Raw genomic sequence first — 21,460 nt, forward strand, 5'->3', positions numbered from 1 at the left:
AGGGACGTGAAAATCTGTCCCTGAATCCGTAATGCGCTGTTTTTCGCTTACAGGGACAAGCTCCGTATAGGGGATTTGGTGCTGTGCGTGGGCTGGTTGCGAAAAATGGCGGAATTTCGCGGTTTTGTGCAATCTTGGATTTGTCCCGGTAGTGGTGTCGATCGTTTGACGGGTGTTCCGGGACAACAGTCCTGTCCCGGAATCGCGGAACTGGCCGAATCGCGCTACAGGGACACGAAAACTTGTCTCTGAAACCAAGAAATCATCTGAATCGCGCTACCGGGACAGAAAAACTTGTCTCGGTAGCGGTTTCGATCGTTTGACGGGTGTTCCGGGACAACAGTCCTGTCCCGGAATCGCAAAACTGGCCGAATCCCGCTACAGGGACACGAAAACCTGTCTCTGAAACCAAGAAACCGTCTGAATCGCGCTACCGGGACAGAAAAACTTGTCTCGGTAGCGGTGTTGATCGTCCGACGGGTGTTCCGGGACAACAATCCTGTCCCGGAATCGCAAAACTGGCCGAAATGAGCTACCGGGACACGAAGAACTGTTCCGGATAGGAGCCGGCCGATACTGCGCACAACGCACGCCAAGCGTGCCAGTCTCCCACAATCACTCCAAATGACTGCTGCGGTAATGCAATGGCGAATCCCCGTATCTGCGTTGGAACGCATGGGAGAAACTGCGTACGCTGGGAAACCCTGCGTCCCGGGCGATGGAAGACAGGCTGCGCACGTTCTGATACATCAGTTGCTGATATGCATCTTCAAGCCGCAAACCGGTCAGGTACTCCTTGAAGCTGATGCCGGTGCCGTCTTTGAACAAACGGCAGAAATGCTCTCGGCTGTCCCCGAAATGCTGAGCCAGATCGTCTGCGGTGATGTATTCGGTGTGGTGTGATTCCAGATACCCGATTATTGGTTGGATTACATTCCGTCCGTTTCTGGTGATCGGCTGTTTTCGTGGTCCGACCACGAATCGCCGGTAAGTCATATACAGCATCTCATACAGCAGCGCATTGATATGCATCGGGGTTTCCGGTCCGAGCCGATTCGTCGCATCCAGCATCTCTGCGCACAATTCCGCCATCTGCTTTCGGTCCTCATCGGTCGCACTTGGCGCATCAGGACTTAGCAGAAAGCGTTCGGCGAATTCGTAGACCTGTTTCACACGCTCGCCATCGTAGCTGACGGAGAGAATCAGCGGTGGTTTGCCATTCCTGTTTTCCGTGACAAAACTATGCACGGCATAGGGGCTGCTGATGCACAACTTGCCTGGAAACAATGGCTCCACACGTTCATCCACGGTCACTGTTCCGGACCCCTCGACGACGTAGTTGATCTCCAAGCCGGAATGCCAATGAGCCGGAACAATCTCACGCTCATGATGCACCAGAATCAGCGCGATGTATTTGGAAGAGTACATGGCCTGCTCGCAGAAATCCTTATCCAGCGTAGGGCCGTACACATTGTAGAACTCGTTGGCCATGGTTCTTCCTTCCGTGCGCCTATGCAGGGTCTATGCAGGGTCTATGCAGAGTCTCGTCTCCGGATTCCTATGGTGTCACATTCAGCAAGCCGGCCGATCCGCGATTATCCAACTTCATCACAGAACGCTGGTGACGACGTCACAAAACAGCATACTCAGCCTATCCCGCCCATTTATCGTGGAAAACGACGACGACGTCAGCCAAGAGAAAGGAAAAGCAATGTCGCAAGCAACACCATCCGCTGCGCAAGCAACGGAGCAGACGCTCGATCCAGCGGCCAAACGGCGCATCATCATCGTATGCCTATGTGCTGCGGTGGGAGGATTCCTGTTCGGATACGATACCTCCGTCATCAACGGCGCGGTCGATTCCATCGCCGGAACCACATCCGGTTTCGGTCTGAGCAGCGGTATGAGTGGTTTTTCCGTCTCGTGCGCTCTGCTTGGATGTGTAATCGGTGCTTGGTTCACCAGTCAGATCGCCGATCGTCTCGGCCGTGTGCCCACGATTCTCATCGCCGCGATCCTGTTCATTGTCAGCTCGATCTTCTCGGCCATCGCCCCCGGCATCTGGGTGTTCATCATCTTCCGTTTCATCGGCGGTCTGGGCGTCGGTCTCGCATCTGTAATCGGACCGGCCTATATCGCGGAGATTGCGCCTTCGCAGATGCGCGGCTTCCTCGGCAGCTTCCAGCAGTTGGCTATCGCACTCGGCATCCTCGCCTCGGTCATTGTCAACGCTGTATTCGCCGGCGCATCCGGCGGCGCTGACGAAACGTTCTGGTTCGGTATGAGCACATGGCGGTGGATGTTGTTGTCCATGCTGCTGCCGGCTGTCATCATGCTCATCGTATCGTTCAAGTTGCCGGAATCGCCACGATTCCTAGTGATGAAAGGCAAGGACGACAAGGCCGCTGAAATCCTCGAACATATCGTTGGCGAAGCCGATCCGCGCGCCAAGGTCGCCGAGATCCGTCGTACGGTGCAGAGCGAGCACATCGCCCGCCTCTCCGACCTCAAGGGCCGTACCTTCGGTCTGAAAAAGGTCGTCTGGATTGCGATGGGCATCGCGATTCTACAGCAGTTGTGCGGCGTGAACATCATCCTGTACTACGATTCCAGCCTGTGGAAGTCTGTCGGCTTCAGTGAGCAGGCCGCATTGAACATCAGCGTGTACCGCACCATCGCCGCCGTGGTGGTCACCGTCATTTCCATGTTCATCGTCGATAAGATCGGTCGCCGCAACCTGCTCAAGTGGGGCTCCATCGGTATGACCGTCTTCCTGGCCGTCGCCAGTCTTGGTTTCTATCAGGCCACCGTCACCGATGCGGGCATCTCCCTGCCGGGGGCCTGGGGTCCGATTACGCTGGCCGCCGTCTATGCCTTCTACCTGACGTTCTGCCTGACGTGGGGCCCTGCCATGTGGGTGGTCATCGGCGAGATCTTCCCGAACGACATCCGTGCACTTGGTGTGGCGGTCGCCACTGCCGTCAACTGGATCGGCAACTTCCTGGTCTCCAATACCTTCCCGTCTCTTAAGGGCATGGTCGGTATCGGCAATATCTATGCAATCTACGCGGTGTTCGCCTTGCTCGGACTGATTTTCGTGGTCAAGGCTCTGCCGGAGACCGCTGGCGTGAAGCTAGAGGATATGAAGGCGGAATGATTATGAGTGGCATGATTGACAAAGACATAAACCGCATACGCCAATGGACCCCAGTGGATGAGGACCTCGACGGCATCGACGCCAACGTGCGTGAGGTCGCCGTGCAGACCCGTAAAAATTTCGGGTTCGGGGTTGATTACACGCGCTGCGAGGTATGGTCTGACCCGGAAGGCGTGGATGTGTACGCCGATGTGCCGTATCTGCCGGACGGCAATGGTTCTACCGCTCAGAGCAAGGCACATTGTCTGGATGTGTATCTGCCACATGACGCGCGGCTTCGTGGCGGTTGTTCGCTGCCGGTGATTGTGGATATCCACGGCGGTGGATTCGTGTACGGGTACAAGGATCTGAACCGGAATTTTGGCACGAATCTCGCAGCTCAGGGATTTGTCGTATTCTCTTTGGGATACCGTCTGGCACCTACTGTCGATTTCGTCGGACAGCTTGCGGACGTACTGCAGGGGCTGAACTGGGTGAAGAATCATCTGGCCGACTATCCTGCCGATCCGGATGCCATCTTCATCGCTGGTGATTCCGCTGGCGCGACTTTGGCCGAATACGCGATCGCTGTCTTGAAGAGCAGTGAGATGGCCAACGCCTTCGGATTCGGGGGTGGTACGGATGTGCCGGTTCCTGATATCGATCCGAAGGGCGCGGTGTTCTTCTCCGGTCTGTTCGATGTGGATGGTCTGGTGCATTACGAGGGCGACACGTCGATTCTGCCGTACCTTGATGCCATGGGTGGCACGTTCTTCGACAGTACCGTGGAACGAGTGCCTGCCGATATGCTTACCGCGCGCGGGCTGGCAGCTTCAGGATTGATGCCGCCGGCATTGCTGACGACCAGCTCTGATGATTTCCTGGAGCATGAGAGCCTGTTCTTCGCCGGACATCTGCGCCGCAACGGTGTGGTGTGCGAAATCTATGATTTTGTGCCGGAGAAAGGCCTGACCCTTGGTCACATCTTCCCCGTAGGCCAAACCTGGTTGCCGGAGAGCCTGTCCGTATTGCAGGAAATCAAGCGGTTCGCATACGGATTGGTTCCTCCTCATTTCCATACCACGACCTGATTCGCTAAGGTTTGGCTGAGCTAGTGCGGTACCGCATTGAGCCGATGCCGGGTCTCGTCGCAGACGGGTCGAAACATAAGTTTTTGTTGATTGGGGTTTATGTTTCGACCCGTTTTGCGTATCTGATTCGGGTCGAAACATAATGTGCTGGCGTGGAAAACTTATGTTTCGACCCGTTACGTTGTCCCGGAATCGTGGAATGGCCCGAATCCTGCTACCGGGACACGAAAGCCTGTCCCGGTAGTCGATATCAATCGATTGATTGCCTTTCCGTGACAGACAATGTGCCCCGGAAACTAGTGATCTGCGTCATTAATTCGTTGACGAATTTACTACCCCCTCAGTCCAGCGAAGCTTACGGGGAGAGACAGGAGATGTAGTGCTCAATTATGAGTGAGACAGACCACTGCCGACCGACTACAGCTTCGTCACGGTCTCGTCGGTGGAGAACCAGACGAATTCGTCCACGCCGCCGGCGAAGGAGGACGGGTACTCCGGGTCGCCGGTGAGGCCGTCGCCGTCAGTAGCCGCTGCGAACACGTGCGCCAGGGAATCGGCCTTCCCCGCACCGGCCGAGAAGAACCAGGTGTGACGGGAGCGGGCGATCAGCGGCGCGGTGAGCGATACGCGCAGCGGTGGCATCTTGGGGGAGTGGCTGACTCCGACCGTCAGACGGTCACGCACCAGCACCTCATGGTGCCCAGAGGATGCCGGGAACAGCGACGCGTAATGACCGTCCGGTCCCATGCCCAGAATCATCAGGTCGATGACCGGCTCGGGGCTGAGTTCAGCAATCAGCTCGGACTCATAGGAGCGGGCGGCGGCGTCCAGCAACGCGGCGTTCGCGGTATCTGCGGCCTTGCGCGCGGTCTCGTCGTCGCCGGCTGCGGCAGCAGTAGCCGCAGCGATTTCCTCGGCGGAACGCACATCGGCTGGCATCTCATGGATATTGGATTCCGGCAGTTTGCCCTCAGCTACCAGCTGATCCAGCAGCAGCTGCCGAGCGGCCACAGCGTTGCGATCCGCGCTGTCGGCCGGCACGAAGCGCTCATCGCTGAACCAGAAATGCACGCGCGACCAGTCGATTGAAGCCGCCAGCGGGTCGTCAAGCACCAATCCCAGCGGTTTCGCGGCCGAGCCGCCGGACAACGCCACGTCTACGCGCGCTCGCTGCCCGCCGCCGGGCAGACGCTCGGCGAGCAGGTCGAGCAGCGTCAGTACCAAGCGCTGCGCGCCTGCCTGAATCATCAGATCGCTATTCGGATAGACGATGAGTCTGCGGTTTGCCATGTGATGCTCCTTAGCGAAATCAGTGCCGAATCAGATCCCAGCCTTCATTGATGACCTCGGCATACACCTCATCGGGGTCGATGCGGCGCAATTCCTCGGTCAGGCAGTCCTCGATGGTGCGCACCGGCACGGAAATCGCCTGCGGAGCCTGGCCGGGCATCGAAATCAATGCCTGGTCCTCATGCGGACGCTCCAACGACACCACGCCATCCGCGCGCGTCAGATACACGCCGGTCACGGCTTCGGCGCCATCCACGTATTCGACGTCCACGTTCACGCCCAGCTTCAATCGCAGCCATGCGCACAACAGATCCATCGGCAGGAACTCCTTGGGGCCGCTCACCTTCACGGCGGTGATCGGCAGGTGCGGCGGCTGGTCGAGCATCGAAGCCAGCAGCCCGCGCCATACGGTCAGACGCGTCCACGACAGGTCGACGTCCTCCGGAGTCCAGTTGCGGCGCAGACGCTCGATAGTGGCCTCGGGGTTATTGGAGCGCATCGCATCGGTCAGACGGCTGCGGGCCATCGCACCCATCAGGTCCTTGGACGGATTGGACGGCGGGTTCGTCGGCCACCACGCCACCACCGGCACATCCGGCACGAGCAGCGGGATGACCATGGTGTCCGGATGGTTGATCAAACCGTTGCGCGGGCGGAGGATGATGATTTCGCCTGCGCCCGCGTCAGCGCCGAAGCGCACCTGAGCGTTCAGATTCGAGCCGGCCGGCCCGTCGGTCAGGTCAACGGCCGGATTGTCGGTCTTCTCCATCGGCTTGGCACCGGTATCGGCGGATGCGCCGTCCGTAGCGCCGTCCGTAGCGCCGTCTGCGGTGTTGGCTCCGGCTTCGGCGTTGTCGCTATGTTCGGTGTCCGGTACGATCGCAATCACGCGGCAGGGGTGCTCGCGGCTGGCGGCATTGGCGACTTCCAACGCATGCTCGAGTTCGCTGTCATCCGTGGCGATCAGCAGCGTCAGCACGCGGCCAGTCGCGGATTCGCCGCGCTCCTCGTGCAGTTGCTCGATCTTATGCGCGATTTCGCGCGTACGGGTATTGGGCAGATCGATGATCATGGCATCCTCCAGTGACGGCCTTCGCGCGCCAGCATCTCATCGGCTTCGGCCGGGCCCCAAGTGCCCGAACGATAGGGCTGCGGCTGGCCGAGCGTGGACCAGAATTCTTCAATCGGATCGAGGATCTCCCAGCTCAGGTTCACCTCTTCGGTGGTCGGGAACAGCGGCGGATCGCCGAGCAGCACGTCCAGGATCAGTCGCTCATAGGCTTCCGGCGAGTTCTCTGTGAAGGAGCGGCCGTAGCTGAAGTCCATGTTCACGTCACGGACTTCCATCGTGGTGCCGCCCGGCACCTTGGCTCCGAAGCGCATGGTCACGCCCTCGTCCGGCTGCACGCGTATCACGATGGCGTTCTTGCCGAGTTCGCGCACGGCAGTCTGCTCGAACGGCAGATGCGGCGCGCGCTTGAACACCACGGCGATCTCGGTCACGCGCTTGCCCAGTCGCTTGCCGGTGCGCAGGTAGAACGGTACGCCGGCCCAACGGCGGGTGTCGATATCAAGTTCGATGGCGGCGTACGTTTCCGTGGTGCTCTTGGGGTCGATGCCCTTTTCCTCGAGGTATCCGACGACCTCGTGCGAGCCTTGCCAGCCCTTGGCGTACTGGCCGCGCGCGGTGTGCAGCGAGAGGTCCTTGGGCAGGCGGACCGCGGACAGCACCTTGGTCTTTTCGGCGGTCAGATCCTTGGCGGTGAAGCTCACCGGCTCCTCCATGGCAGTCAAGGCCATGAGCTGCAGCAGGTGGTTCTGAATCACGTCGCGTGCGGCGCCGATGCCGTCATAGTAGCCGGCGCGGCCGCCGATGCCGATGTCCTCGGCCATCGTGATCTGGACATGATCAACGTAGTTCGCATTCCAGATCGGCTCATACATCGCGTTAGCGAAGCGCAGGGCCAGCAGGTTCTGCACGGTCTCCTTGCCGAGGTAATGGTCGATGCGGAACACCGAGCTCGGGTCGAACACCTCGGAGACCACGTGGTCGAGCTCCTTGGCGCTGGCCAGGTCATGGCCGAACGGCTTCTCGATGATTACGCGGCGCCATGCGCCCTCGGAGGAACGCGACAGGCCGGAGGCGGCCAGCTGCTTGGCCACAATCGGGAAGGCGCGCGGCGGCACGGACATGTAGAAGGCGTGGTTGCCGCGCGTGCCGCGGTCGCGGTCGAGCTCCTGTACGGTGTCGCTCAGGCGCTCGAAGGCAGCGGGGTCGTCGAAGGTGCCGCGCACGAAGCGGATTCCGGCGGCCAGGTTCTTCCAGGTTGATTCCTTGAACGGCGTGCGGCAATGCGCCTGCACGGCGGTCTTGACGAATTCGATGAAATGCTCCTGTGTCCAGTCGCGGCGGGCGAAACCGGTCAGGCCGAAGCTGGGCGGCAGCAGTCCACGGTTGGCGAGGTCGTATACTGCCGGCAGCAGTTTCTTCTGGGCGAGGTCGCCGGTGACGCCGAAGATCACCAGGCTGCAGGGGCCGGCGATGCGGGGCAGGCGCAGGTCGCGCGAGTCGCGCAACGGGTTGCTCCAGTTGGATAGTTCACTCATGGTTCCAAGGATAGCCCCGAGCTGCGGATTTATCGATAAAGTAATTGAACAATGGTTGTGAGATGCCGCATATTTCGCTTGCGGCGTGACGGCGGACTGCGGATTGGTGCGGCGTCGAGCATAAAGCCGAGTACAAAGCCGAGCACTGATATGTTTGGCGGTGCGCTCGGCGGTGCGTGCGCCGGTTGTGGCTGGCTATGCCGGTCAATCTTCCGCGTAGCGTCAGCTGGAGCTTCAGCTGGAGGCCGGATTTGGGACAAAACATAAGGTTTCGACGTTATCAACTTATGTTTCGTCCCGTTTTGTATGGCCAAAGTGGGACGAAACATAAACCGATGGCGTGAGAAACTTATGTTTCGCCCCGTTTGAGAGAGCGAAAGCTCTGAAATGGATGTGGTGGGTGTGATGCTAGTGGTCTGTCTCGTAAATAATTGAGGGATTCAGCTTTTTCTCTCCCCCAGTCAGCTTCGCTGACAGCCCCCTCATCAGAGGGGGCCAGCACCGCTCAACCAATTACGAGATGGACCACTAGTGGGCATTGGCGGTTTGGCGGTTTGGCGATGGCGACGGTGGTGACAATGGGAGGCGTGGAGACTTGCCGCAGTGCCACTTTCATGAAATTCTCAGGTAACGCTTATGGTACGCGCAGAAGAGGGTTGTTTACTGTAATCAGCCGCAAGGCAGCAATAACTGAATCCCTTTCTTCTTCTCTCTTCTCTTCCTTGGAAGGCCCGGTCCCAACCGCCGGGCCTTTTTGTTGTCTTTTGTCGTCGCCGTTATCAGGACATGAGGCGATTCGTGTGGAATCACCATCCGAGCAGCGGGACAACAGCCGTTATTGTCCGTTATGCGCTTTGAGCGGTGCTGCCGTCGAGGATAGGATTGTGTTGGTAAGACAGTGTTGGCGGATACGTTAAAACCCTTGGAATCGTAATGATTCCAAGGGTTTCGTGGTGCCCCCCGTGGGATTCGAACCCACAACCCACGACTTAAAAGGACGCTGCTCTAACCGTTGAGCTAGAGGGGCAACATTTCTAAGATACACATCTGCGCTAGACATGCCAAATCGGCGTTGCGCGTTGTGTGATCCAGAGGTCGATCATATGTGGCGCAGACACATTACCAACGTATCGCACGCTGCAATGACCGTGCGCGGCAAGCTGCCAACCGCGCACTAGCCAGCCAACGCGAGACCGGCGCGCATCCCCCACTGGTTCTACAGTGGTCGGCATGTCATGCACCACTATTCTCATCGGCAAGAACGCCAGTTACGACGGTTCGACCATCATCGCCCGCGACGACGATTCCGGTTCCGGCCGGTACGATCCCAAACACCTCGTCGCCGTTGCGCCCGAAGACCAGCCACGTCATTACCGCAGCGTGCTGAGCCATGTGGAAGTCGACCTGCCCGACGATCCTTGCCGGTACACCATCGCGCCGAACGTGCTGCACAACCGTGGCGTACTGGCCGAGGCCGGCGCCAACGAACATAACGTGGCGATGAGCGCCACCGAAACCATCGCGGTCAATGAGCGGGTGCTCGCCGTAGACCCGCTGGTCGAATTCAAGCCCGCCCAAGGTGAGCCGGGCGCTCCCTACTACCAGGCCGAACAGCCCGGCGGCATCGGCGAGGAGGACATCATCACCCTCGTCCTGCCGTACGTCACCACCGCGCGCGAGGGCGTCGCCCGGCTCGGCGAACTGCTGGAGACCTACGGCACCTATGAATCGAACGGTGTGATCATCTCCGATGTGGACGAGATCTGGTACGTCGAGACGATCGGCGGCCACCACTGGATCGCACGCCGTGTGCCGGACGACTGCTACGCCACCATCCCCAACCAGCTCGGCATCGACGACTTCGACCTGACCGATGCGTTCGGCAAGCAACGCGAATACATGTGCAGCGCCGATTTGCGTGAGTTCATCGCCGGGCATCATCTCGACCGCACGATGGGAGCGCCCGCTGTGTTCGGCGGCCGTCACTCCCACAGCGCCGGGTTCGGTGCCGTTGCGGGTGCGGGTGCCGCCGCGCTGCCCGACCGGTTCAATCCGCGCAAGGTGTTCGGCACGAATACCGCCAAGGACCACATCTACAACACCCCGCGCGCCTGGTATATGCAGCGCTATCTCAATCCCAGCGAGGACTGGGATTCGCCGACCGCCCGGTATACGCCGGAATCCGGCGACATCCCATGGTGCCGCGTGCCGGAAGACAAAGTGACCCTCGAGGACGTCGATTTTCTGCTCTCGAGCCATTTCGAGGGCACGCCGTACGACCCGTACGGGACCAAGGGCACCGCCGAATCGCGCCACCGCTATCGTCCGATCGGTGTGAACCGCACCGGGCATATGGTGGCGATTCAGCTGCGCCCGTACGTCCCGACGTGCAGCCGTGCGGTGATGTGGGTCTCCTTCGGTTCCGGCCCATTCACCACCATCGCCCCGTTCTATGCGAACGTTGACGATACGCCCGCCTACCTGCGCGATACCACGCCCACTGTGTACACCGACAATCTGTACTGGACGAACCGTCTGATCGCGGTGATTGCCGACGCGCACTGGTTCGAGACCCGCAATGCCATCGAGGGGTATGCGGAAGGCGTGCGCGCGTTCGGTCATCGTCTGGTTGAACAGACCGATGCGCAGGTGGCCGAGGGCGGTTATGGAGACGAGGACGTGCGCGCCGTGCCGGCGGTGCTGGAGGTCGCCAACGAGCGCATGGCCGACTATCTGCGCAAGCACACGCTCGGGTTGCTTGACAAGGTGACATACATCGCCAGCAACCTCATGCGCAACGGCTTCGCCATGTCCGATCGTTGGACGGACTAGTTATATCCTCGGCTGAGTATGAGATTTGCCCCGCTGAGTGGTGTGTAAGCGGAGCGAATCCTCGGTGAGATGGATGATTTGCCCCGCTGGCGTCCCTCAATGGGGCAAACCCTCGGTTGGCTATGGGATTTGCCTCACTAAGAGCCTCTCAGTGAGGCAAAACAACGGGGTATGCGATGTTATGCACCGCTGAGTGTTGCTAGCGGGGCGAATCCTCGGTCGGTCATAGGTGTTGCCCCGTTTAAGGGTATACAGGCGCGTCAAAATCCCGATTGAACCGATGCTTTGCCCCGATGGAGACGAATACGCGCAGTGATGACGCCGGATTGGCGACGTAGGCCGCGACGGATGCCTGGCCGCCGGACGAATATGCGCAGTGACGACGACGGATTGACGACAGTGCCGAATCAGTTGAAGCCGACGACCTTTTCGGCGATGGTGTAGCCGTTGCGCACCAGCCAACGGCCGCTCTTGCCGGGGAGGTTGATCGCTCGGGACATGAGCTTGGCGCGCACGTCATGCCCGATGGTCGGCGAGTAGTCGTCAAGCGCCGCCCAGAGTTCGCGCTTCTTGGCATAGTTCGCCTTGTCCCGCGAAAGAATCAGGAACACCGAGGTCACGCATGATTCGATAGCCAGGAAGTGGATCATGTACCGATACAGGCCGTCCGGCACCGTGCCGCGCTCCGGCGTGGCCTCGGTCATCAGCCGGTTGACGAGCCGCAGCTGGTCCACGCGGCGAATCATGACATCCGTCTGCACGCTCTGGCCCTCGCGCCCGATGAAATAGTGGTAGAACGGTACGTCCAAATATTGGATGCGACTGACCCACGGGAACGGCTGGTACGAATAGTAGAAGTCCACGTAAAACGTGTGCTCCGGCAGCTTGAGCCCCGAATCGCGCACCACCTGAGTGCGGAAAGTGAGCGCATGCATGATGATGTACTGCGCCAGCCCGAAATGCCCCAGATCATCCCAGCCGAGAACGCGGCCCGCCGGGATGACGCGGCGGAAGTTCACCGTATGCTTGTAGCGCTTGGCCACCTTGTCGTAGACGTAGTTGGTGACGAGCATGTCGATGGGTTTGGCGGCCTCACGCTGTGCCCGCAGCGTGGCCATCACGGTATTGATGGCCTGCGGGTCGACCCAATCGTCCGCATCCACCACTTTGACGTACATGCCGCGCGCCGCCGCCAGCCCTGTGTTCACCGCGCCGCCATGTCCCTTGTTCTCCTGATGGATGGCCCGTACGATTCCAGGATTGTTGCGTTCGAGCTTCTGCGCGTATGCCAGCGTGCCGTCCTTGGAGCCATCGTCCACAATCAGCACTTCGATGTCCTGAGTGTCCGAGGCGGAGAGAATCGAGTTGACACAGCGGTCAAGATAGGACTCCATATTGTATGCGGGGATTACGAAGGTGAGCGTCTTTGCCGTCGTTGCCGCGTTGGCCATACCAGTTACATCCTCACATGGTTCCATCGAAGGTTGCGCATCGCGGGCCGCAGGTTGCGGGCCGCGCGAAACGCAACACTGATTTCGTTCGTTTGCTGTTCAAACCGTAGCACTTTGCCACGGTGAATGATAGGCGCGTTACGCAAGATGCCGCGCCCGTTGCATATTCTGCACGCCAGCAGTATTGCACTGTCGTACTAAGACAGGGCTTGAGGGACAAAGCTTGACAGGGCTCGGCGATGGTCGACGCTACAGTGGCTTCTCGCGCAGTGCGATGTGCGGCTAGTATGCCGCGCGGAGCGCGTCCCTGATCGCAGGACGGACTGTCAACGGTTGCAGTCCTCCCAATGGCTGTGGGGTAGCTGTCCCGTCAGAGGGGCCAATATAATCAACGAACTTCTGACGCGAGATACTGGTGTGCCCGGTGCCCTACTCGGTGATGTTCTCGCTGGCCGGATTGCCATTCATGGCATCGGTCTCGTTGCTCGCGCTGGCGTCGTCAACGTCGGTGCCCGTGCTGCTGACGGTGTCAATGACACCGGCGCCGCCGTCACACGATATCGCCGGCAGCTCGTGCTGGCCGCCGCGTTGCCTCCGTTGTGCCTCGCGCTGTGCCTCGCGCTGTGCCTCGCGTTGTGCCTCGCGCTGTGCCCGCGCGCCCTCGAACAGCAGCTGCGGCTTGGAATTCAGGCGGCTCAGACCGTGCCACGCCAGATCCACGATGTACGCAGCGAGCTGCTCCTTGCTTACCTTCGGCCGGTCTGCCCAGTACTGGCCGGTGAATACGGTCATGCCCACCAGCATCTGCGCGTAGTACGGCACGCCCTTGACGGACAGCTTCTGTCGCTTGAAGGTGTCGGAGAGGATGTCCTCGACCCTCAGTGAGATATCGCCCAGCAACGAGTTGAACGATCCGGACGGGTCGGTGCTGGGGGAGTCGCGCACCAGCACCTGGAAGCCCTCCGCGTTCTCCTCGATGTAGGTGAGCAGCGCCAGCGCGGTCCGCTCCACGATGCGGCGCGGGTGGATGTCCGGATTATCCAGCGCCTCGGTGAGCGTGGTGGTCAGCGCGCGCATCTCGCGGTCCACGATTACCGCGTAAAGACCCTCCTTGCCGCCGAAATGCTCGTAGACAATAGGCTTGGAAACCTTGGCGTGCGCGGCGATCTCCTCGACGCTCACCGCCTCGAACCCTTTGGCGGCGAACAGGGAACGGCCTACTGCGATGAGCTGTTCGCGTCGCTGCAGCGACGTCATACGTGAGGAATGTGCCATAGCGTTCAGCTTAGCCGGTGGGCGGGCCGGTTGGAATCGGCGGTGCCGGTGGGAGTGAAATTGGTTGCGGGTGACTTACCTCGGCTTATACGCAGCTGCCCATACGAAGTGGCTTATACTCAGCTGCCCATACGGAAAAAGATGGACGATGTGTGTCTTCTGTCATATAAGCGTGGCAAAATCATCATCAGCAGGCATAGTGCCTGTTTCTCAGGAAGGAGGCTGATATGACCGTTGCATATACCCGCTCGGTGATGTCAACTATGCGTGGGGGGGGTCTCTCCTGAGCTAGTGGTGTTCGTCAGCCTTCTGAGAGTCCGAAGAAGGTAAATCCCATGGCGAATACATACAAAGACGATATCGCGTCTCTCGATAAGGACTACTCGGTCGGTGTCCAGAAGGCATATGATGCCGCGAAGCAGCAGCTTGCGCAGGTGAATACCGCCAACCTTGAAGGCACTGACCGTGCACTTCCGCAGGATCTGGGCAATAAGCTGGATTCGACGTTCACTCAGTTCGCGCAGGCCAAGCAGCAGAAGAGCGCCGAAATCACTCCGAAGAAAGAGGCGCTGAAGAAGCGTCATCTGATTTTCCTGCTGGTGCAGCTCGCGCTGATCGTACTGGGTCTTATCATTGCTTTCAAGGCTGGCGGCGACAGCGCGGGCATGTTCGGCTGGTTGATGCTGATCGCCGGAATCATCTGCCACTTCATCTTCTCCTCCATGGACAAGAAGGCCGCCGCCGCGCTGGCTCAGGAATGGCGCTCGCTGTTCGGCGCGTATCAGGCGACGTTCGGCCACAAGGAGACTCTGCACCAGTCCGCCAGCGGACTGTACAAGGACATCGACGACCTGTACCTGCGCAGCCTGGATCCGCAGCAGCGCGGCTTCGAGATGCAGAACCGCCAGCTGCAGAAGCAGATGGAGGCGCAGAACGAGCAGCATGAGCAGGCCATGGCCATGCAGGCTGCCCAGATGAAGCAGATGCAGAGCATGATTGACGAGCAGCGCAACACGAACGCGATGCTGCGCGGCTAATCAAATATGGTATCGGTGAATGATCAGATGGAATGCCCCGGTTGCGGGGCTTCCGTCGCTTTACAGGATGAAGTGTGCGCCTTCTGCGGGAGAAAGCTCACGTTCACCTCCTTGAATTTCAAGGAAGTGAGAAAAGCCACGTACAAGGAGTCGGCGAAATTCCTGGACGCATATAAGGGCGCGTTGAAGAATTCCCCCGACAATCCCGAAGTGCTGGCTTCGTTGGGTTATGTGCTTCTGGATCGAGGACAGTATGCGGAGGCTGCCGACACGCTCGATAAGGCTGCGGCCAACGGAGCGGACAATCCGGACGTGCTGTTCCGTGCGGCGCTCGCCAGATACAAGACGAAAAGACCATTCCAAATCACGTTGCGTGAGGCGGAGAAGATCATTGCCTGCATCGATTCGGCGATCGCCATGGAGCCTCATCCTGAATATCTGTTCGTTAAGGCGGAGCTGATCAAACAGTTATTTGAACGGCGTTTTGTCCGGTATAGGGAACGTTCATCCGATGTGTTGGATCAAGCGAACTCGTCCGGTTTGTCGGCCAGCGACCGGGCGGATTTGGAATCATTGCTCAACGGATGAGACGACGAGTTGCCGCATAGGCATGGAGAGAAATGGATTATGGCAGTTTATAGCTTTCAAGAAATGCTACGATGCCGCAAGGAAATGGCGATGAAAGCCTGCGGCATCTTCGATGAAGAGGAAGTCGGGCGCATCGACCCGATTTCATACGCCGAAAAATCCGGTGACCATTTCTTCGTCACCGTCTGGATGTTCGGCAATAAGAAGATCTACTCGGCGATGATGGAGATACTTCCCGGCAACTGGCCCGATTCGGAGAGCGGATACGGAAGGGCGTTCTTCGATGTCTACCGTTTCAAGAACATCAATGACATTCGAGTGGATGATTACGGCTGCGTCATCACATTGAACACGGGAAAGAAGCTCGAGCTGAACTCGAACTGCCTGGAAGGCAAGGATGCCTTCGCGTTCTCGGCGCATGGCCTCGTCAGCCTTTGGGACGAATACGACGACTGACAAGGCCGTGAACCAGGCCTCCCATACATGGTCTGGGCGGATACGACCGTCCAGACCATGACTACAAGAGTAATTCGGCGCTGAAAAGGAACATGGCGATGGCACTATTCGGTAAAAATTCTAATGAAATCAATTACGTAGGTGGGGAAAAACACTTTGCCGATGTCATAAAAAACAGGTCGGCAAATGACACATTGATCTTCCGCAATCCCGAAGAGGATTTCAATCATGGCTCCACTCTGGTGGTGCAACCCGGCGAACAGGCGATATTCGTCAATGAGGGCAATATCGAGCAGGTGTTCGATCAGGGCACGTATACGTTGACCACCTCCAATTACCCCTTCATTTCACGGTTGCGTAACGCGCTTTCCGGGGGAATCTCCACATTCAACTGCGTGGTGTATTTCGTCCGCATCGCTACGAGCCGTGAAATCATGTGGGGCACCGATACGCCGATCAAAGTCATGGACAAGGCGTATGGCGATCAGTTCACTGGCGTCGGCGTGGAAACCGAGGTCGGGGCTCGGGGTTCGTACAGGGTCAAGGTTTCAGATGCGGGACTGTTCCTGACCACTCTCATTGGCGGCAACTATGACCTGACCGATCAGGAGAGTCTCCGTGATTTCTTCAGGAACCAGTTCCTGAGCCATATTCTGGCATTCCTGACTCGTGAACTGACCAATTGGAACCAGCCGCTGATCAGCGCTCCGGCCAACGTGATCGCGTACTCCCAGTCGATTCAGAAGGAACTCGAGCCGGTTGCGGGCGAGTATGGTCTGGAGATGCTGAACTTCAACATCTCCGGAATGAAGATCTTCGACAATGAGGAGAGGCGGCAGGCTCAGGCTCTGGCGACGAAGAACCGCGAACAGTACTTCGGGCAGATGGCTGCGGGCGCAGGTGCCGCTGCGGCGGCGGTCGGCCAGCAGCAGGCGTATCAGACGCTGGGCACCAATTACCAGCAGGCGCAGGTGCTGGAGGCGATGAATCAGGCCGCAGCGAATCCGGGTGGCGAGAGCGGTGCGCTGATGGGCGCCGGCATGGGGCTGACCATGGGCGCCGGATTGGGGCAGATGATTCCCGGGCTTATGGGACAGACCCTGCAGGCCGCGGCTGCGGCACCGGGGGCGTCCGGCACCGCAGCTCAGCCGTCCGCGAGCAAGGGCGACCCCATGGAACGTCTGTCGAAATTGAAGCAAATGTCGGATGCCGGACTCATCAGCACCGAGGAATATGAGTCCAAGAAGGCAGAAATCCTCAAGGAGCTGTGAACACGACCATGACACGTTATCTTTCTTCGATCATCGCGACGGTATTCTTTGCGGTGGCGATTGCGGCGTTCGGCTTCCAGCTGGCTGTTTTCGAGTTCGCACCCATTGCCCAGTACGTCGTGCTGTCGTTCATGCTGGTGTTCACCGTCCTCATCTGGGTTGCCGACGCGCAAGCGAGCCGTCAAATGGTGGGGCGCGACCTGTACCACCGCATCATAGCCGAGAACGGTCTGTTCCCCATCGTCGGATACCTCGTGCAGTGCGTGTTCGCGCTGTTGTATGGTCTCGCATGGAACACGGTGCTTAACCCGGTGGCCACCGGATTGCGGCTCGTTTTGCCGAAGGGCTTGTTCCTCCCTCTGATCGTCGAACTGGTTATTACCGCCGTGGTCGTGGTGTTCTGGCTGGGCAACGTCCGGGCGAACGATCACACCGCGCTGCAGCACGTCGAACATGAAGCGAAGATTTCCAGCAAGGAGCAGCTCAAAGGGCAGGTGCTGCTACTCAAGCAGCGTGTCGGCTCAGCTGATTCGAGCAAGGCCGAGACAATGCGTTTCATCGAGCAGAAAGTCTCCGCGCTCCCATTGAATCCCTCCGCGTCGGCGCTGCCGTTATACCAGCAGGCGATTCAGCTGATCATCGCCGCGAACCAGACACCGGGAGAGGTGACGCTGGAGACGCTGGAGAACATCAAGCGCGCCGTCGCCATGGTGCGCTGAGCCTATCCGCATTTCGTTACTTCAGGCCGTGGCGCTGATAAGAACGCCGCGGCCTTCTTTGATGTGTGCGCATGATGTGTGCGGAAAGCAATACCAAGGCGTGCGTAGACTTGGCAGGTATGGATACGAATACTGTGCTCGCCATTGTTGGCGTGATTGTGGTGGCGGTCGTGCTGATCGCCTTGAGCATCTGGCTGTCCAAGTCCCGCAAACGCGACCTCGATCGCGCAATGGGTCAGCAAGCGCCGGATGACAAGCGGACCCGTGACGCCAAAGCCGCGGCGGACGCTCGTTTGGCTGCTGAAGCGGAGGCCGAGGCCGCGGCATCCGCGCAGTCCGGCCGGGAACCGGCATCTCGCGCCTCCGGTGCGGATGAAGAATCCGCTGCGTCTGCCGGAACGGCTGCCTCAGGGGTTACCTCGGCATCCGCGACTGCGACGCAACCTGAGCCCGCAGCGCACGCTTCCGCTCCAGTCGCCCCCAAAACCGAATCCCCGGAATCCATCGGCTCGCGACTGACCCGCCTCAAGGCCAAGCTCGCCAAGTCCGACAATCCGTTCGGCAAGGCGCTGTTCAATATCCTGACCAAGGACAATCTGTCCGAATCCGATTGGGAGGACGTCGAAGACACGCTGCTGCTGGCCGACGTTGGCGCGGACACCTCCGCCCAGCTGGTCGACGATCTGCGCACCGACGCCCGTGTCAACGGCCGATCCGACCCGGAAGAGGTGCGTGCCACCCTCAAGGAGAAGCTGCTCGACCTGGTCGGCCGCGACACCGATCGTCGCCTGAACGCCGAAAAGCCGGGCGCGGACAAGCCGTCCGTCATCATCATGGTCGGCGTGAACGGCACCGGCAAGACCACCACCGCCGGCAAGCTGGCGCGTCTGTTCGTGGCGGAAGGCAAGAACGTGGTGCTCGGCGCGGCCGACACCTTCCGCGCCGCCGCCGCCGACCAGCTCGAAACGTGGGGCGCCCGCGTGAACGTACCGGTCGTCCGCTCCGACAAGGACGGCGCCGACCCTGCATCGGTGGCGTTCGAAGCCGCAGGCAAGGCCAAGGAATCAAATGCCGATGTGCTCATCATCGACACCGCCGGGCGTCTCCAGAACAAGGCCAATCTCATGGACGAGCTCGGCAAGATCCGGCGCGTCACCGAAAAGCAGCTGCCGGTCGCCGAAGTGCTGCTCGTGCTCGACGCCACCACCGGCCAGAACGGCATGGCCCAGGCCAAGGTGTTCGCCGAGGCCGTCGGCATCACCGGCGTGGTGCTCTCCAAGCTGGACGGTTCGGCCAAGGGCGGCATCGTGATCTCCGTGCAGAAGGAGCTCGGCGTGCCGGTCAAGCTCGTCGGCCTCGGCGAAGGCCCGGACGATCTCGCCCCGTTCGATCCGGAAGGCTTCGTGGACGGCATCCTCGCTTAGTGGATCGTCTTCTTCGGGTCTCTCCCCCAGTCAGCTACGCTGACAGCCCCCTCATCAGAGGGGGCCATAGCCGTACGGACGCGCTGCGCGCGCGGTTTGCTGGCTCGTCTGTAGGCAACGTTCCGTCAGAGGGGGCGATAGCACGGCGCATGCCATTTGAACGATTACGAGAGTCGCTGCCAGTGTGACTGACGGTCTTGCGTCCACGTTGTGAACGCTCGGGAACGGCATCCGATGACAAACCAAGCCCTGAATCATGTTCGTAACATGGTTCAGGGCCTTTTCATACGCCTAGGAATAACGCCGAAATCCAGTCGCCGAGCATGGCGGAAACCCCCAGTCATGCTTAACAATCGCGTAACGTGCCGTAACGAAACCAAAATGCATCCGGCTTTTACTGACAAACTGTTAGCCCCCACAAGGGGGACGGCATGTAGTGGAATACAGACGCCGACCGTCCGGCTTGAAACCCGGCTCTCGACGCCATGAACAAAGAGAGGGAGGTAGACATGGAAGCGCTTGATTCCGGAAACACCGCATGGATCCTTACATCCGCGTCCCTGGTTTTCCTCATGACGCCGGGTGTGGCGTTCTTCTATGGCGGCATGGTTCGTGCCAAGGCCGTTCTGAATATGCTGATGCTTGAGGCGGCCGCACTGTCGGTCACCATGATTATCTGGACCCTGTGGGGCTGGTCCATCGCCTACGCCGGCAATGACATCGGCGGCATCTTCGGCGACCCGGCCAGCGGATTCCTGCTCAAGGATTCCATGGTGGCCCAGGATGGCGTGTTCACCACCACCGGCCTCAATGCCAACAACTACCCGGTGTCCGTCGACGTCGCCTTCCAGGTGGCCTTCGCCATGATCACCGTCGGCCTGATCTGCGGCGCCATCGCCGAGCGTGTCAAGTACAGCACCTGGATGATCTTCGTGGCCCTGTGGATCACCTTCGACTACGCCCCGATGGCGCACATGGTGTGGAACGGCGGTCTGCTGTCCGCTGACGGCGCGATTTCCAAGGCCATCGGCGCCGCCGCCCACGATTTCGCAGGTGGTACTGTCGTCCACATCAACGCCGCAGTCGCCGCCCTGATCATCGTGCTCATCATCGGCAAGCGCAAGGGCTTCGGCACCCAGCCGTTCCGTCCGCACAACGTGCCGTTCGTGATGCTCGGCGCCTTCCTCCTGTGGTTCGGCTGGTTCGGCTTCAACGCCGGTTCCGCCTTCGCAGCCAACGGCACCGCCGGCTATGCCTGGGTCTCCACCTCGGCCGCAACCGCCGCCGCCATGCTCTCTTGGGGCTTCACTGAGAAGATTCGCTCTGGCCACTACACCGCCATGGGCGCTGCCTCCGGTATGGTCGCCGGCCTGGTCGGCATCACGCCGGCCGCCGATGTGGTCTCCCCGTTGTGGGCCATCGTGCTCGGCGCGATCGTCGGCATCCTGACCTGCCTCGCCTGCGGTCTGAAGTTCAAGTTCGGTTACGACGACTCCCTCGATGTGGTCGGCGTGCACGGCGTCGGCGGTTTCACCGGCACCCTGCTCATCGGCTTCTTCGGTGAAGGCACCGGCCTGCTGGCCGGCGGCGACTGGAAGCAGCTCGTCGTGCAGCTGGTCATCGCCCTCGTCGCCATCCTCTACTCCGCAGTGATCACCGCGATCATCGCCTTCGCTCTGGAGAAGACCATCGGCTGGCGTGTCACCGAAGCTCAGGAAGTCAGCGGCATCGACCTTGTTGATCAGGGCGAACGCGCTTACGATTTTGCTGGTACTGCCAGCTCCGTTCTCAAGGAGGTGAAGTGAGATGAAGCTGATCACCGCTATCATCCAGCCCCATAAGCTCGACGACGTCAAGGAAGCTCTCGCGGCTGCCGGCGTGCACGGTCTGACCGTGTCCGAAGCCAATGGCTACGGCCGTCAGCGCGGCCACACCGAGGTCTACCGCGGTGCCGAATACACGGTGGATCTGATCCCGAAGATTCGCATCGAGGTCCTGGCCGATGACGCCGACGCCGAGACGCTGGTCGGTGTGATCGTCAAGTCCGCTGGCTCCGGCACCATCGGCGACGGCAAGGTGTGGGTCGCCCCGCTGGATTCCGTGACCCGCGTGCGTACCGGTGAGACCGGTTCCGCCGCTATCTGATAAGTCGTCCGGGCTTCCGGTGGTATGCAGGAGTTCGGACTATCGATAAGACAAGGTCCCCGCACGTTGCGATTGTCGCCGTGCGGGGACTGTCATATGTGGGTTGTTTCCCATTCGGACATGGGGATACCTCGTGGG

17 protein-coding genes and 1 tRNA gene are annotated in these 21,460 nt (G+C 59.9%); 11 read left to right on the forward strand and 7 right to left on the reverse strand.

Annotated features, from left to right (window positions below; all coding sequences use genetic code 11):
• Nucleotides 1-615: 615 nt before the first annotated feature.
• On the reverse strand, nt 616-1,491 hold the full coding sequence (locus tag BW14_RS04435; RefSeq protein WP_140463576.1) for an AraC family transcriptional regulator: 876 nt from the start codon (nt 1,489-1,491) through the stop codon (nt 616-618).
• Nucleotides 1,492-1,534: 43 nt separating this feature from the next.
• Between BW14_RS04435 and BW14_RS04440 the strand changes: the two genes are divergently transcribed.
• A complete protein-coding gene (locus BW14_RS04440) occupies nt 1,535-3,157 on the forward strand; it encodes a sugar porter family MFS transporter (RefSeq protein ID WP_140489303.1) in 1,623 nt (540 codons plus the stop codon).
• A gap of 2 nt (nt 3,158-3,159) precedes the next feature.
• Nucleotides 3,160-4,227 carry an alpha/beta hydrolase gene (locus BW14_RS04445; RefSeq protein WP_181162286.1) on the forward strand — a complete coding sequence of 356 codons (1,068 nt, stop codon included), beginning with the start codon at nt 3,160-3,162 and terminating at the stop codon, nt 4,225-4,227.
• 417 nt (nt 4,228-4,644) lie between these two features.
• Here BW14_RS04445 and BW14_RS04450 read toward each other — a convergent pair whose 3' ends face one another.
• From BW14_RS04450 to BW14_RS04465, 4 genes are all read right to left on the reverse strand, one after another.
• On the reverse strand, nt 4,645-5,517 hold the full coding sequence (locus tag BW14_RS04450; protein ID WP_140489305.1) for a 6-phosphogluconolactonase: 873 nt from the start codon (nt 5,515-5,517) through the stop codon (nt 4,645-4,647).
• A gap of 19 nt (nt 5,518-5,536) precedes the next feature.
• The gene (locus BW14_RS04455; protein WP_140489306.1) at nt 5,537-6,589 is read right to left on the reverse strand and encodes a glucose-6-phosphate dehydrogenase assembly protein OpcA; all 1,053 of its coding nucleotides are present in this window, start codon (nt 6,587-6,589) and stop codon (nt 5,537-5,539) included.
• On the reverse strand, nt 6,586-8,124 hold the full coding sequence (gene zwf / locus BW14_RS04460; protein WP_044089320.1) for a glucose-6-phosphate dehydrogenase: 1,539 nt from the start codon (nt 8,122-8,124) through the stop codon (nt 6,586-6,588). The genes BW14_RS04455 and zwf overlap by 4 nt, the downstream gene beginning before the upstream one ends.
• A gap of 951 nt (nt 8,125-9,075) precedes the next feature.
• Nucleotides 9,076-9,151: transfer RNA gene (locus BW14_RS04465), tRNA-Lys, on the reverse strand.
• Between the two features lie 203 nt (nt 9,152-9,354).
• On the opposite strand from BW14_RS04465, the gene BW14_RS04470 reads away from it, so the two are divergent.
• Nucleotides 9,355-10,956 (forward strand): C69 family dipeptidase, encoded by a 1,602-nt coding sequence (locus tag BW14_RS04470; RefSeq protein ID WP_140489307.1) that lies wholly within the window; start codon nt 9,355-9,357, stop codon nt 10,954-10,956.
• A gap of 407 nt (nt 10,957-11,363) precedes the next feature.
• Here the strand turns inward: BW14_RS04470 and BW14_RS04475 are convergent, their stop codons facing one another.
• Together BW14_RS04475 and BW14_RS04480 are read right to left on the reverse strand one after the other, a co-directional pair.
• Entirely contained in the window at nt 11,364-12,407 is a 1,044-nt protein-coding gene (locus tag BW14_RS04475) for a glycosyltransferase family 2 protein (protein ID WP_140489308.1), read from the reverse strand.
• A 429-nt stretch (nt 12,408-12,836) separates the two neighbouring features.
• Nucleotides 12,837-13,664: a TetR/AcrR family transcriptional regulator gene (locus tag BW14_RS04480; protein WP_258186052.1), complete on the reverse strand. Its 828-nt coding sequence runs from the start codon at nt 13,662-13,664 to the stop codon at nt 12,837-12,839.
• A 353-nt stretch (nt 13,665-14,017) separates the two neighbouring features.
• Between BW14_RS04480 and BW14_RS04485 the strand changes: the two genes are divergently transcribed.
• From BW14_RS04485 to BW14_RS04520, 8 genes are all read left to right on the forward strand, one after another.
• Nucleotides 14,018-14,719 (forward strand): DUF4064 domain-containing protein, encoded by a 702-nt coding sequence (locus BW14_RS04485; RefSeq protein ID WP_044089327.1) that lies wholly within the window; start codon nt 14,018-14,020, stop codon nt 14,717-14,719.
• Between the two features lie 126 nt (nt 14,720-14,845).
• Nucleotides 14,846-15,307 carry a tetratricopeptide repeat protein gene (locus tag BW14_RS04490; RefSeq protein WP_258186041.1) on the forward strand — a complete coding sequence of 154 codons (462 nt, stop codon included), beginning with the start codon at nt 14,846-14,848 and terminating at the stop codon, nt 15,305-15,307.
• Nucleotides 15,308-15,391: 84 nt separating this feature from the next.
• Entirely contained in the window at nt 15,392-15,763 is a 372-nt protein-coding gene (locus BW14_RS04495; protein WP_258186042.1) for a hypothetical protein, read from the forward strand.
• A 194-nt stretch (nt 15,764-15,957) separates the two neighbouring features.
• On the forward strand, nt 15,958-17,034 hold the full coding sequence (locus BW14_RS04500) for an SPFH domain-containing protein (RefSeq protein ID WP_258184996.1): 1,077 nt from the start codon (nt 15,958-15,960) through the stop codon (nt 17,032-17,034).
• Nucleotides 17,035-17,042: 8 nt separating this feature from the next.
• On the forward strand, nt 17,043-17,753 hold the full coding sequence (locus tag BW14_RS04505; protein ID WP_044089415.1) for a hypothetical protein: 711 nt from the start codon (nt 17,043-17,045) through the stop codon (nt 17,751-17,753).
• Nucleotides 17,754-17,872: 119 nt separating this feature from the next.
• Nucleotides 17,873-19,177 (forward strand): signal recognition particle-docking protein FtsY, encoded by a 1,305-nt coding sequence (ftsY, locus tag BW14_RS04510; RefSeq protein WP_181162287.1) that lies wholly within the window; start codon nt 17,873-17,875, stop codon nt 19,175-19,177.
• Between the two features lie 509 nt (nt 19,178-19,686).
• Complete coding sequence (locus tag BW14_RS04515) at nt 19,687-20,982, forward strand: ammonium transporter (RefSeq protein WP_140489312.1); 1,296 nt, start codon at nt 19,687-19,689, stop codon at nt 20,980-20,982.
• Nucleotide 20,983: 1 nt separating this feature from the next.
• Nucleotides 20,984-21,322 (forward strand): P-II family nitrogen regulator, encoded by a 339-nt coding sequence (locus tag BW14_RS04520; protein WP_003828096.1) that lies wholly within the window; start codon nt 20,984-20,986, stop codon nt 21,320-21,322.
• Nucleotides 21,323-21,460 lie beyond the last annotated feature (138 nt).

The sequence above is a fragment of the Bifidobacterium sp. UTBIF-68 genome (assembly GCF_006408855.1).
GTDB lineage: Bacteria > Actinomycetota > Actinomycetes > Actinomycetales > Bifidobacteriaceae > Bifidobacterium > Bifidobacterium reuteri.

What these genes read in the sequence shown, in the direction of transcription:
- zwf (WP_044089320.1), bottom strand. Translation starts at nt 8,124, where the DNA reads ATGAGTGAACTATCCAACTGGAGCAACCCGTTGCGCGACTCGCGCGAC.
- BW14_RS04435 (WP_140463576.1), bottom strand. Translation starts at nt 1,491, where the DNA reads ATGGCCAACGAGTTCTACAATGTGTACGGCCCTACGCTGGATAAGGAT.
- BW14_RS04480 (WP_258186052.1), bottom strand. Translation starts at nt 13,664, where the DNA reads ATGACGTCGCTGCAGCGACGCGAACAGCTCATCGCAGTAGGCCGTTCC.
- BW14_RS04470 (WP_140489307.1), top strand. Translation starts at nt 9,355, where the DNA reads ATGTCATGCACCACTATTCTCATCGGCAAGAACGCCAGTTACGACGGT.
- BW14_RS04520 (WP_003828096.1), top strand. Translation starts at nt 20,984, where the DNA reads ATGAAGCTGATCACCGCTATCATCCAGCCCCATAAGCTCGACGACGTC.
- BW14_RS04515 (WP_140489312.1), top strand. Translation starts at nt 19,687, where the DNA reads ATGGAAGCGCTTGATTCCGGAAACACCGCATGGATCCTTACATCCGCG.
- BW14_RS04475 (WP_140489308.1), bottom strand. Translation starts at nt 12,407, where the DNA reads ATGGCCAACGCGGCAACGACGGCAAAGACGCTCACCTTCGTAATCCCC.
- BW14_RS04455 (WP_140489306.1), bottom strand. Translation starts at nt 6,589, where the DNA reads ATGATCATCGATCTGCCCAATACCCGTACGCGCGAAATCGCGCATAAG.
- BW14_RS04495 (WP_258186042.1), top strand. Translation starts at nt 15,392, where the DNA reads ATGGCGATGAAAGCCTGCGGCATCTTCGATGAAGAGGAAGTCGGGCGC.
- BW14_RS04450 (WP_140489305.1), bottom strand. Translation starts at nt 5,517, where the DNA reads ATGGCAAACCGCAGACTCATCGTCTATCCGAATAGCGATCTGATGATT.
- BW14_RS04485 (WP_044089327.1), top strand. Translation starts at nt 14,018, where the DNA reads ATGGCGAATACATACAAAGACGATATCGCGTCTCTCGATAAGGACTAC.
- BW14_RS04440 (WP_140489303.1), top strand. Translation starts at nt 1,535, where the DNA reads ATGCAGAGTCTCGTCTCCGGATTCCTATGGTGTCACATTCAGCAAGCC.
- ftsY (WP_181162287.1), top strand. Translation starts at nt 17,873, where the DNA reads ATGGATACGAATACTGTGCTCGCCATTGTTGGCGTGATTGTGGTGGCG.
- BW14_RS04505 (WP_044089415.1), top strand. Translation starts at nt 17,043, where the DNA reads ATGACACGTTATCTTTCTTCGATCATCGCGACGGTATTCTTTGCGGTG.
- BW14_RS04445 (WP_181162286.1), top strand. Translation starts at nt 3,160, where the DNA reads ATGAGTGGCATGATTGACAAAGACATAAACCGCATACGCCAATGGACC.